10 protein-coding genes are annotated in these 12,350 nt (G+C 65.4%); all 10 read left to right on the forward strand.

The window, feature by feature from the left end:
• Positions 1 to 28 precede the first annotated feature (28 nt).
• The 10 genes from MSIL_RS20385 (at position 29) to murD (ending at position 12,331) form a co-directional block, all read left to right on the forward strand.
• Positions 29 to 2,539, forward strand: coding sequence for an ATP-binding protein (locus tag MSIL_RS20385; protein WP_012592432.1), 2,511 nt, complete (start codon positions 29 to 31; stop codon positions 2,537 to 2,539).
• Between the two features lie 63 nt (positions 2,540 to 2,602).
• Positions 2,603 to 2,776 (forward strand): hypothetical protein, encoded by a 174-nt coding sequence (locus MSIL_RS21770; RefSeq protein ID WP_012592433.1) that lies wholly within the window; start codon positions 2,603 to 2,605, stop codon positions 2,774 to 2,776.
• Positions 2,777 to 3,145: 369 nt separating this feature from the next.
• The gene (locus MSIL_RS17645; protein ID WP_012592434.1) at positions 3,146 to 3,640 is read left to right on the forward strand and encodes a division/cell wall cluster transcriptional repressor MraZ; all 495 of its coding nucleotides are present in this window, start codon (positions 3,146 to 3,148) and stop codon (positions 3,638 to 3,640) included.
• Positions 3,637 to 4,677 (forward strand): 16S rRNA (cytosine(1402)-N(4))-methyltransferase RsmH, encoded by a 1,041-nt coding sequence (gene rsmH, locus MSIL_RS17650; protein ID WP_012592435.1) that lies wholly within the window; start codon positions 3,637 to 3,639, stop codon positions 4,675 to 4,677. Before MSIL_RS17645 ends, rsmH begins: the two co-directional genes overlap by 4 nt.
• 14 nt (positions 4,678 to 4,691) lie before the next feature.
• A complete protein-coding gene (gene ftsL / locus MSIL_RS17655; RefSeq protein WP_012592436.1) occupies positions 4,692 to 5,072 on the forward strand; it encodes a cell division protein FtsL in 381 nt (126 codons plus the stop codon).
• A 22-nt stretch (positions 5,073 to 5,094) separates the two neighbouring features.
• Positions 5,095 to 6,894, forward strand: a complete 1,800-nt coding sequence (locus MSIL_RS17660) for a peptidoglycan D,D-transpeptidase FtsI family protein (RefSeq protein WP_012592437.1) — start codon at positions 5,095 to 5,097, stop codon at positions 6,892 to 6,894.
• A complete protein-coding gene (locus MSIL_RS17665; RefSeq protein WP_012592438.1) occupies positions 6,894 to 8,366 on the forward strand; it encodes a UDP-N-acetylmuramoyl-L-alanyl-D-glutamate--2,6-diaminopimelate ligase in 1,473 nt (490 codons plus the stop codon). Before MSIL_RS17660 ends, MSIL_RS17665 begins: the two co-directional genes overlap by 1 nt.
• The gene (locus MSIL_RS17670; RefSeq protein WP_012592439.1) at positions 8,363 to 9,859 is read left to right on the forward strand and encodes a UDP-N-acetylmuramoylalanyl-D-glutamyl-2,6-diaminopimelate--D-alanyl-D-alanine ligase; all 1,497 of its coding nucleotides are present in this window, start codon (positions 8,363 to 8,365) and stop codon (positions 9,857 to 9,859) included. Before MSIL_RS17665 ends, MSIL_RS17670 begins: the two co-directional genes overlap by 4 nt.
• A gap of 1 nt (position 9,860) precedes the next feature.
• Entirely contained in the window at positions 9,861 to 10,943 is a 1,083-nt protein-coding gene (gene mraY / locus MSIL_RS17675) for a phospho-N-acetylmuramoyl-pentapeptide-transferase (RefSeq protein WP_012592440.1), read from the forward strand.
• 2 nt (positions 10,944 to 10,945) lie between these two features.
• Positions 10,946 to 12,331, forward strand: a complete 1,386-nt coding sequence (gene murD / locus MSIL_RS17680) for a UDP-N-acetylmuramoyl-L-alanine--D-glutamate ligase (RefSeq protein ID WP_012592441.1) — start codon at positions 10,946 to 10,948, stop codon at positions 12,329 to 12,331.
• The last annotated feature ends 19 nt before the right edge of the window (positions 12,332 to 12,350 follow it).

Consider the following 12,350-nt stretch of genomic DNA (forward strand, 5'->3'; position numbering starts at 1 on the left):
TTAAGCCGTCTTGAAGAAAGCCGCAGGGATGACCGAGATTTGCTTCAGCCCCGGATTAGGGGCAGCGGATGTCGCGACGGCGTTATGCAGCCTGTCGCCGCGTCTTGCGCCCGATACGCCGGCGATGGGGATCGGCGGCCGCGGAGCCCTTGACGCGGGCGAGGCTGTTTTCGCCAGCGCGGCCATCATGCGCCTGTTCGGCGTATCGGGACTCCCGGAATTGTCGGGCGCGATCGGCGTGTCCGATGGGGCGGCGGCGCGGCTGCGTCAGCTGTCGCAAACGCTGCCGCTCAACGGGCCGGCCCGGCTGGAGCGGCTGCGCTTTGAAGGGGTCAAGCGGCCAATCATCTTTCTCTGCCGCAGGCTTGGCGTCGCGGGCGCCCCGCCGCTGTTTCTCGCGGCGGCGCTCGATATGCCGCATGATCTGCGCGGCTCCGTCGCGGCTCCGCCAGAGGCGCCCGCCGAGATCTCCAGCGTGGGACGGCCGGATCGCGGCGGCCCGGCGCGGTTCCTGTGGCGTACCGACGCGGAGGATCGCCTGATCGAGGTCGGGCCGCGGCTCCCCGAAGCCATTGGCGAACCCAAGGCCGAGCTATTGGGTCAAAAGCTGGCGCGGCTCGTCGCCGGCTTTGACGCCGACAAGGGCATGGAGCTGGCCCGGCTGTTCGAAGCGCGCGAGAGCTGGAGCGGCCTCGACCTCGCCTGGCCGGTCGCGGGCGAGGATTTTATCGCGCCGGTGACGATCGCCGGCTCGCCAGTGTTCGACCATCGCCGCCAATTGCTCGGCTTTCGCGGCTTCGGCCTGATCCATCCGCGCCGGGCCGCTGCACCGGATTCGAGAATCCCGGAATCCAAAATTATTGTGCTGCGCTCGCCCCTGGAGGCCGGCGCCGGGCCGTCCGCGCCGCAAGGCCCCGAGCAGGGCGCCGACGATGCTTCGATCTCGGGCAGCCGGGCGCGGCTCGCCGATCTCGCCTCGCGGCTCGAACAGGAGTGGCCGGCGCCGCCGCGCGCAAACCCGCGCCAAAGCGCGGCGGAGCCCGATCCGCTACCGAACGGAGCAAAGGCGGCGTTTGACGTCCTGCCGATCGGCGTTCTCGTCTGCGGCAATGGCGCGGCGCTCTTCGCCAACCGGTTTCTGCTTGATCTTCTCGGCTGCGCCGATTTCGCCAGCGCCAAATTTCGGGAGGCGATCCAGCCGGTGATGACGCGCCCGGCTTCCGCCGAATATCTCGAGCTTCGCGACGGCTCCGGCCGCGCCGTGCGCCTGCGCGTCGCACGGGCGCCGCTCCCGCACGGGCCGGAATGGCTGGAGGCGATTTCGCTGGCGCCGCAACCGTCCGCGGCGCGCTCCGGCGCCGAGCCCGAGCTTAAGCGCCTTCAGCGTGAGGCCCGCGAACTCAATGCGATCCTCGATACGGCGATGGAAGGCGTCGCCGTCATCGATTCGGCGGGCCGCATCAAAAGCCTTAACCGCTCCGGCGAGGCGCTGTTTTGTTACGACAAGGCCGAGGTTGCGGGAGAACCCTTCACGGTTCTTGTCGCGCCCGAAAGCCGCGAGCGGGCGCTCGCCTATTTCGAGGGGCTGAAGTCGAACGGGGTCGCGGAGGTTTTCAACGACGGCCGCGAAATTCTCGGACTGACGCGGCAGGGCGGCCAGATCCCGATTTTCATGACGCTCGGCAAGATCGGCTCCAGCGCCGCCTCCGGGATCGATCAGCGCTATTGCGCGCTGCTGCGCGACATGACCCATTGGAAAAAAGTCGAGCGCGAACTCGACGACGCCCGGCGCGAGGCGGAGCGGGCGAGCGCCCTCAAATCGGATTTTTTGGCCAAGGTCAGCCATGAAATCCGCACGCCGCTCAACGCCATCATCGGCTTTGCCGAGGTGATCATGGAGGAACGCTTCGGACCGATCGGCAATGCCCGCTACAAGGATTATCTGAAGGACATCCATAGTTCCGGCTCGCTGGTGATGAGCCTCGTCAACGATCTGCTCGACCTGTCCAAGATCGAGGCCGGCAAGATGGATCTGTCCTTCGAGGCGGTGGACGCCAACCGCATCGTCACCGAATGCGTGTCGATCATGCAGCCGCAGGCGAGCAGCGCGCGCGTCGTCATCCGGCTGTCGCTCGCGCCGCAGCTGCCGCATATTTTCGCCGACGAGCGCTCGGTGCGGCAGATCGTGCTGAATCTTCTGTCGAACGCCATCAAATTCACCCAGGGCGGCGGGCAGGTCATCGTATCGACTGCGCTCAACGACGAAAATTGCGCCGCCTTGCGCATCCGCGATACCGGCGTCGGCATGTCCGAGGGCGATCTCAAAGTCGCGCTGGAGCCGTTCGGTCAGGCGCCGCGCGCGCGCGGCTCCGGAGGCACGGGTCTCGGGCTGCCGCTAACTAAGGCCCTGGTCGAGGCCAATCGCGCCTCCTTCTCGATCAAGAGCAAGGTCCAGGACGGGACGCTGGTCGAAGTCGCTTTTTTGCCGGCGCGGGTGGTTGCGGCGGAGAATGGCGCGCGCCATGGGCCGCAGCGCTGAACGAAGGAACGCTTCGCGAGCGCGGCCGTTCATCTTGCATCTCTGGGGCTGAGGACAGATGCAATGATCGAGAAAACCAAATCCGGCAAAGAAGACGAAAAAGAGCTGACGGCCGAGGAAAAGGACGCGGAACTCGACGAGGAGCTCGAAGACTCCTTTCCTGCCAGCGATCCGCCGTCGCAGACACAGCCGAATGTCGCTCCGGGCGCGCCGGATCACAAAAATAAGAAAAAGTAATTTTTTCAAGCCGATCGCGTCAGTCGCCGCGTCATTTTCTGATGCGGCGACGACAGGCGTCAGCGCGCCGCAAATTCGGCGTTAGACGGTGATGCCTCCGCCTCGCGCGGCAAGTCCCCTTGGCGGCTAAAGCGCGCCGGCGCCCCAAATCCCATATCGCCCACGTCCTCGCGTTGGACCGGCGAAGTCTTCCTCCCAAAAACCGCTTTCGCCAGATCGCCGTCCCGCGCGATCCCTGTCACGCGCCCGTGAATCGCGTTGACCCCCATATCATCCCATGTTATCCCAAATTGTCCCGTTTGAAGTGCGTATGCGTCGCGGCGCGCGGCGAATGTTTCGGCCGCGGGCGAAGGGTTTTGAGGTGGTGGGGTGGACGGTTATGTCTCGCACTACACCAACAAACTTGACGCCAAGGGCCGCGTATCGATCCCGGCTCCCTTCCGGGCGGTGCTCGTGCGTGACGGTTTCGATGGGCTCTACGTGCATCCCTCGATCGATCAGGAGGCGCTCGATTGTGGTGGTCACGCCCTGTTGCGGGAGATCGACGGACTTCTATCGGGGCTGTCGCCCTATTCGGAGGAGCGCGATCTGTTTTCAACCGCGCTCATCGGAACGAGCGAGATTTTGAAAGTCGACTCCGAGGGCCGGACAATTCTGACCGAAACCCTCAAGAGCTATGCGGGAATTACCGGCGAGGTCACCTTCGTCGGACATGGACACAAGTTTCAGATCTGGGAGCCGGGACGTTTTCGCGCGCATCTGGAGGAGGCCAGAAACCGGGTGCGCGATTTACGAAGACAGCTCAGCGCCAGGCACGCAGCGCCGGATGCTCCGCCGCTGCGATCACATGGAGCACGGGAATGACTGCGGGCCGCGGCGATGAGGATTCTCTCGCCGCTGGCGGACCGGCCCGGCACATTCCCGTGCTTCGTGATGAAATTCTAGAGCTCGCCGCTCCCCAAGCGGACGGCCTGTATCTCGACGCCACGTTCGGCGCCGGCGGCTATTCGCGCGGGCTGCTCGCAACGCAAGGCGCGCGCGTCCTGGCGATCGATCGCGATCCGGGCGCTATCGCCGCCGGCGCGGGCCTCATCGCCGAGTCGAACGGGCGCCTCACGTTGGTCGAGGCGCGCTTTTCCGATCTTGCCGCAGTCGCGGAGAGGCTGGGGCTTGGCGCCTTCGACGCCGCGCTGTTCGACATCGGCGTCTCCTCAATGCAGCTGGACGAGGCCGCGCGCGGCTTCTCCTTCCGCTTCGACGGTCCGCTCGACATGCGAATGCAGCAATCCGGGCCAAGCGCGGCGGATATCGTCAATGACGCGGACGAAGAGGCGCTGGCCGATATTCTCTATTACTTCGGCGAGGAGCGGGCCTCGCGGCGCATCGCCAAGGCCATCGTCATGGATCGCGCCAAGGCCCCGTTCCGTTCGACGGCCGCCCTCGCCGCCATGATCGCGCGCGTTTGCCCCGGCAAGCCGGGCGATATCCATCCCGCGACCCGCTCGTTTCAGGCGCTGCGCATTGCTGTCAATGACGAACTCGGCGAATTGGTCGCCGGCCTCGCCGGCGCCGAGGCGAGGTTGAAGCCCGGCGGCCGGCTCGCCGTCGTCACCTTCCATTCGCTCGAGGACCGCATCGTGAAACTGTTCTTCGCGGGTCGATCCGGCCGCGGCGAGGCGCCCTCGCGCCGGCTGCCGGGAGAGCCCATTCCCCCGCCGCCGACATTTGCGGTCAGCGGCCGTCAGCCGGTGACGCCGTCCGCCGCCGAGATCGCCGCCAATCCGCGCGCCCGCTCCGCCAAGCTTCGCCATGGCGTCCGCACCTCGGCGCCTGCAAGGGCGCCTGGCCGGGATCTCATGGCGCTGGCGGCGCTTCCGCAACGCGCCGCCAAGGGCAGATAGACAGGGACGCCGCCATGGTCAGACTCTTGAACGTCCTCGCCGTCTTCGCGCTGATCGGATCGGCGATCTACGCTTATTCGATCAAATACGAAACAATCTTTCACGCTGAACGAATCGTTAAGCTGAAACATGAGATCAAGAAGGAGCAGGATCAGATCGCCATGCTGAAGGCCGAATGGTCGCATCTGACGCGGCCGGAACGGGTGCAGGCGTTGGCGGATAAATTTCTGGATCTGCAGCCGCTCGGCTTGCGCCAGATCGTCAGCGCCGACGCCCTGCCGGCGCGAGGCGCCAAGGGCGACGCCATCGGCGACAAGCTCGAGGCTCTGGGGCTGTCCGAGCCGACCAATACGCCGGGCGGCGGGGCGGGAGCGCCTGTGACGCCCGTGAGATAAACAAGATCCAGATTGAGACGAGATGGCAGACGGGCGCGAGACGGATCGAAATGTGGGGGGGAGCGCAGGCGGCGCGCCAAAAGCGGCGTCCGGCCGGCTGAAGGCGTATTTGGTCACGCTGTTTTCGACCAACCTCGGCAAGAGTCCGCTCCGCATCAAGCTCGTCGCCTGTGTCTTCATTGGCCTTTATGCCGTCATCGCCGGCAAGCTGATCTATTTCGGCCTGCATCAGGAGCAGTCGATCGGCTCCAAGCGCAGCGGCGATATCGTCGCGGCGGCCCGCCCTGACATTCTCGACCGCAACGGCGACGTGCTCGCGACCGACATCAAGGTGATGTCGGTCTTCGCGGAGCCTCGCCGCATCATCGACAAGGACGAGGCGGTCGAACTCCTGACCGCCGTGCTGCCCGACGTCGACGCCAGCGATTTGCGCAAGCGCCTTGGCTCGCGCAAGGGCTTCATCTGGGTGAAGCGCGCAGTTACGCCGCAGCAGCAGCAGGAGGTCTATCGCCTCGGCCTGCCGGGCGTCGGCTTCCTGCCCGAGAACAAGCGCGTCTATCCGAACGGCCCGATCGCGGCCCATGTTCTCGGCTTCGCCAATCTCGACGGCGTCGGCATCTCGGGGCTTGAAAAATATATCGACGGGCAGGGGCTCGCCGATCTGCATGGCGCGGGCTTCAGCCTGACGCCCGAAAGTCTCGCCCCGATTACATCCTCGCTCGACCTCAAGGCGACCTATGCGGTGCGCGACGAACTCGCCAAGGGCGTCGCCAAATTCAAGGCGAAGGCCGGCGCGGTGGTGATCCTTGACGTCAATACCGGCGAAGTCGTCGCGCTGGCGTCGCTGCCCGACTATGATCCGAACACCCCCGCCGATGCGCTCGACCCGAACCACATCAACCGCGTCTCCGTCGGCGTTTACGAAATGGGCTCGACCTTCAAGGCGATCTCTGTCGCGATGGCGCTCGACCAGGGCAAAGTCAATTTGAATTCGCGGGTCGACGCGCGATCCTCGCTTCGCTACGGGCGCTTCACCATCCATGATTTCCACGCGCAGAACCGCGTCCTTACCGTGCCCGAAGTGTTCACTTTTTCGTCCAATATCGGCGCGGCGCGGCTCGCTCTGATGGTCGGCGTCGAGGGACACAAAGCCTTTCTGCGCAAGGTCGGACAGCTGACGCGGCTGCACACCGAACTGCCGGAGACCGCTGATCCGCTCGTGCCGAAGAATTGGGGCGAGCTCAACACCATGACCATCGCCTTCGGCCAGGGCCTCAACGTGTCGCCGCTGCAGGCGATGATGGCGGTCGGCGCGCTGGCCAATGGCGGCCTTCTCGTCAATCCGACCTTCCTGAAGCGCGACGAGCAGGCGGCCAAGCGCAACGCGCCTCGCGTCATCAAGCCCGAGACGTCCGAATCCCTGCGCTATCTGATGCGCCTCAACGCTGAAATCGGCTCGGCGAAAAAGGCCGACATCCCGGGCTATTTCATCGGCGGCAAGACCGGCACCGCCGACAAGATCGTGCACGGCCGCTACGCCAAGGACCGGGTGTTTACGACTTTCATGGCGCTCATGCCGGCCGACAAGCCGAAATATCTAATCCTGACCCTGATGGACGAGCCGCAGGGCCTGCCGGAAACCGCCGGCTATCGCACAGCGGCGTGGAATTCCGGCGTCGTGACAGGCAGGATCATCGAACGCGTCGGCCCCTTGCTCGGCCTTCCGCCGCGCTTCGAGCTTCCGACGCAACCCTTTCCCCTTCTCGCCAAACTGGGCTATGGGATGGCCAACATTCCACAGAGCGGCGGAAGGGAGCATTAATGCGGCTCGCCGAGCTTCTTCCCGGCGCATCCCTCACAAACGATCTGGCCTCCCTCGATGTCGCCGCGCTCAGCTGCGACAGCCGCAAGGTTGCGCCGAAAGCCCTGTTCTTCGCCGTGCCCGGAACGAAAGCGGACGGGCTCGCCTTCGCGCCCCAGGCGGCGCGAAAGGGCGCCGTCGCCATCGTCGCTGAAGGAAAATCCGCCGCCTCGATCGAAGGCGCGCCGGTCATCGCCGTCGCCGACGTGCGGGCGGCGCTGGCCGAGGCGGCGGCGCGCTTTTTTCCGCGCCAGCCGGAGACGATCGTCGCCATCACCGGAACCAGCGGCAAAACCTCCGTCGCGGCGTTTGTCCGGCAGCTCTTCGCGGCAAACGGCTTTGCCGCGGCCTCGCTCGGCACGCTCGGCGTCGTCGCGCCGAATGGTTCGGTCTATGGCTCTCTAACGACGCCGGACCCGATCAACCTGCACGAAACGCTCGACGGGCTTGCAGCTTCCGGCGTCACTCATCTTGCGCTGGAGGCCTCCTCGCACGGATTGACGCAGCGCCGGCTCGACGGCGTCCGCCTCAAGGCCGGCGCCTTCACCAATCTGTCGCGCGATCATCTCGACTATCACGCGACGATGGCGGAATATCTTGCGGCAAAGCTCGAGCTGTTCCAGCGCCTGCTTGATCCGGGCCAGCCGGCCGTGATCGACGCGGATTCCGATGTCGCGACGGAGGTGATCGCCGCCTGCAAAGCCCGCGGCCTGAAAATCTTTACGGTCGGATCGAAGGGGGAAAGCCTGAAGCTTCTGCGCGCGACGCCGAAAGCCGCTGCGACCGGAATTGAAGTCGCCCATGAGGGCCGGATTTATAAACTGGAGCTGCCGCTGGCCGGCGCCTTCCAGACCTCGAACGCCCTTGTCGCCGCGGGCCTCGCCATCGTCTGCGGCGTTTCCGCCGAACGCGCCTTGACGGCGTTGGAACATATCGAGGGCGCGCCGGGGCGCCTTGAAAAAGTGGGCGAGCGCAACGGGGCGCCGATCTATGTCGATTATGCCCATAAGCCTGACGCGCTCGAAAAAGTGCTCTGCGCACTGCGTCCCGCGGTGGCAGGCAGGCTTCTCGTCGTCTTTGGCTGCGGCGGCGATCGTGACGCGGGCAAGCGTCCGATCATGGGCGAGATTGCAGCAAAGCTCGCCGATCTCGTCATCGTCACCGACGACAATCCTCGCAGCGAAGATCCGGCTTCGATCCGCGCCGCCATCTTGAAAGGGGCCGCCGGCGCCGCGACGGTGCGCGAAATCGGCGACAGGGCGAGCGCCATCCGCGCGGGGGTTGCGGCGCTTAATTCAGGCGATTGTCTTCTTATTGCCGGGAAAGGTCATGAAACGGGCCAGATCATAGGCGACGTCACCCTGCCATTTTCCGACGCCGACTGCGCGAGAGCGGCGTTGAAGGATGCGGCGCAAAAGGATCTTGCCGAATGAGCGAAATAGCGATCCGCGAAGCAAGCTCCTCCGAAACTGCGCGCCGGAGCGAGCCGCAGGAGCCGCTCTGGACCGGGCTTGGCCTTGTCGCGCCGCTCGAAGCGCGGATCAGCGGCGGCGCGCCTCGGCGCGGCGCGACGGGCGTCTCCATCGATACGCGCACGCTTTGCCCGGGCGATCTCTTCTTTGCGATCAGCGGCTTCAACAGCGACGGGCATGATTATGTCGCGGCCGCGCTGGAAAAGGGCGCCCTCGCCGCCGTCGTCGACGAGGCTCATGCGGAGTCGCTTGCGCGCCTCGGCCCGCTTTATGTCGTGCGCGACGACGTTCTCGCCGCCCTCGAACGCCTCGGCGTCGCCGCCAGGGCGCGGACGCGCGCGCGCATCGCCGCCGTCACCGGCTCGGTGGGCAAGACCTCGACCAAGGAGGCGTTGCGCCTCGCCCTTTCCGCGGCGGGGCGAACCCACGCCTCGGTCGCCTCTTATAATAATCATTGGGGGGTGCCGCTGACGCTCGCCCGCATGCCAAGGCAGACAGAGTTCGGCGTGTTCGAAATCGGCATGAACCATCAAGGTGAAATCACGCCGCTGACGCGCATGGTGCGCCCGCATGTGGCGATCATCACCACCGTCGCTCCGGTGCATATGGAAAATTTCACTGGCGTCGAGGCGATCGCCGACGCCAAGGCGGAGATTTTCGCGGGGCTGGAGCCGGGCGGCGTCGCCATTCTGCCGGCCGACAATCCGCAGTTCGAGCGGCTTGCCGCTGCAGCGAAGCGTTCGGCGGCGGGACTTGTGACGAGCTTCGGCGCGGACAAGCACGCCGAGGCCCGTCTTCTGGACGTGCGCCTCGCCGCGGATCATTCCATGGTCGAGGCCGATATTTGCGGACAATTGCTGACCTATCGCCTCGGCGCACCGGGGCGACACCTTGCGATGAATTCGCTCGCCGTGCTGCTCGCCGCCAAGGCGCTTGGCGTCGATCCGCGCGAGGCAGCGCAGACGCTCGCCTCTTTCGCCGCGCAGCCCGGCCGCGGCCAGAGGCTGGAGCTTCAGGCGCCCGATGGAGCCTTTACGCTGATCGACGAGAGCTATAACGCCAATCCGGCTTCGATGCGCGCCGCCTTCGATCTCGCCGGCGCGCTGGCGCCTCCTTCGCCCGGACGGCGCGTCGCGGTCCTTGGCGACATGCTGGAACTCGGGTCCCACGCCGCCGACATGCACGCGGGGCTCGCGCAGGATCTTGCCGCCAATCATTTCGACCTCGTCTTCGCCGCCGGGCCGCTCTGCAAGCATCTGTTCGACGCGCTGCCCGCCGCGATGCGAGGGGAGTGGCGCGAAAACGCGCAGATGATCGCGCCGGCCGTGGCGGCCGCGGTTCATGCCGGCGATCTCGTGATCGTCAAGGGATCGAACGGCTCGAAGATGAGCGCCGTCGTCGAAGCGCTGAAACACGCCGCAAGCAACGGCTCAAACGAGGGGCGGACCGCCTGACATGCTAACCTGGCTCACCCAGTTTTCGCCGCACTTCCAGCCGCTGAACCTGTTCCGCTACATCACCTTCCGCACCGGCGGCGCCACGGCGACGGCGCTGTTCTTCGTGTTCTTCTTCGGCCCCCGCATCATCGCCGCGCTGCGCATCAAGCAGGGCAAGGGCCAGCCGATCCGCCTCGACGGGCCGCAGTCGCATCTCCTCACCAAAAAAGGCACGCCGACGATGGGCGGCCTGATGATTCTCTCGGGGCTGATCGTATCAACCCTGCTCTGGGCCAATTTGCGCAACCATTATGTCTGGGTCGTCCTGTTCGTCACGACCGGTTTCGGGCTGATCGGCTTCTATGACGATTATCTCAAGGTCTCGAAGCAATCGCATAAGGGCTTTCCGGGACGGATCCGGCTCTTGCTCGAAGTCGGCATCGCGGGAGCCGCCTGCTATGCGATGATGCTGCTTGGCACGCCGCACACCACATCGCTCGCCTTTCCGGCGATCAATGGCTTCGCCGTGGATCTTGGCCTGTTCTTCCTCGTCGTCGGCCCCTTCGTGATCGTCTCGGCCGGCAACGCCGTCAATCTGACGGACGGCCTCGACGGCCTCGCCATCGTGCCGGTGATGATCGCCGCCGGCACCTTCGGCGTCATCGCCTATCTCGCCGGCAATGCGATTTTCTCGACCTATCTTGGCATTAATTTCGTCCCGGGAGCTGGCGAACTCTCCGTCGTCACCGGAGCCGTCATCGGCGCGGGGCTCGGATTTCTGTGGTTCAACGCGCCGCCGGCGCAGATTTTCATGGGCGACACCGGTTCGCTCGCCCTTGGCGGCCTGCTGGGCGCCGTCGCCGTCGCCGTCAAGCATGAGATCGTGCTCGCCATCGTCGGCGGTCTGTTCGTCCTGGAAACGCTTTCGGTGATCGTTCAGGTGATCTCATTCAAGCTCACCGGCCGGCGCGTCTTCAAGATGGCGCCGATCCATCACCATTTCGAACAGCTTGGCTGGTCGGAGCCGCAGGTCGTGGTCCGCTTCTGGATCATCGCCTTCGTGCTGGCGCTGATCGGCCTTTCGACCCTGAAGCTGAGGTAGACATGATTCCGGTTGGCGTGTTCCGCGATCAGTCCGTCGCGGTGTTCGGCCTCGGCGGCTCGGGCTTCATCACCGCGCAGGCGCTGGTGGCGGGCGGCGCCAGCGTCTACGTCTGGGACGATAATGAACATGCGCGCGAAAAGGCGCGCGCCGCCGGCCTCAGGATCGAAAATCTTGCGAGCGTCGACTGGCGGGGATTCAGCGCGCTCGTGCTGTCGCCGGGCGTTCCTCTCACCCATCCGGCGCCGCATTGGACCGTCGTCAAGGCGCGGGAGGCCGGCGTCGAGGTCATCGGCGATATCGAGCTGTTCTGCCGCGAGCGGCGGCGCATCGCGCCGGACGCGCCTTTGATCGCCATTACCGGCACCAATGGCAAATCGACCACCACCGCGTTGATCGCGCATCTCTTTGCGACGCTCGGCTTTGACGTTCAAATTGGCGGCAATATCGGCACGCCGATCCTGGCGCTGGAGCCGCCGAGCTCCGAGCGGGTGCATGTCGTCGAATGCTCGTCCTATCAGATCGATCTTGCCCCCTCGCTCGATCCGACCGTCGGCGTTCTTTTGAACGTCACCCCGGATCATCTCGATCGCCATGGGACAATGGAGAATTATGCGGCGATCAAGGCGCGGCTCGTTTCCGCCGCCGACCATGCCGTCATCGGCGTCGACGACGCCTTTTGCGCGGCGATCGCAAAAAAACTGCGCGCCGAGGGCCATGACGTCATCGGCGTTTCGGCCGCCGGAATGCTCGAAGGAGACGGCGTCGTTTTCGAGGGCGGCGCGCTCTATTGGCGCGGCGGCCGGCGCCTCGACCTCATTGCCGATCTTTCCGGCGTCGGCTCGCTGCGCGGCGCGCATAACGGCCAGAACGCCGCCGCCTCCGTCGCTGTCCTGCATGCGATCGGCCTTGACGGCGCAGGCCTCGCCAAGGGCCTTCGCTCCTTCGCCGGCCTCGCCCACCGGATGGAGGAGGTCGGAAAATATGGCAAGGCGCTGCTCGTCAATGATTCGAAAGCGACCAACGCCGACGCCGCCGAAAAAGCGCTTCTCTCCTTCGACAATATCTTCTGGATTCTGGGCGGCCGCGCCAAGCAGGGCGGCATCGAATCCTTGAAGCCGCTGTTCGGCAAAATCGCCAAGGGCTATCTCATCGGCGAGGCGAGCCACGACTTCGCCAAGACCATCGGCGACGCCTTTCCGGTCGCCTTCTGTCAGACGCTCGAAAACGCCTTGCCGCTCGCCGCGCGCGATGCGATCGAGAGCGCAAGGGCCGAGCCCGTCGTGCTGCTCTCCCCCGCCTGCGCCTCCTTCGACCAGTTTCCCGATTTCGAAAAACGCGGCGACCGTTTTTGCGAAATCGCGCGCGCTCTCATCAAGGCATACTGAGCCGGCGGCCGTGGCTTTC

The organism is Methylocella silvestris BL2 (genome assembly GCF_000021745.1).
Lineage (GTDB): Bacteria > Pseudomonadota > Alphaproteobacteria > Rhizobiales > Beijerinckiaceae > Methylocapsa > Methylocapsa silvestris.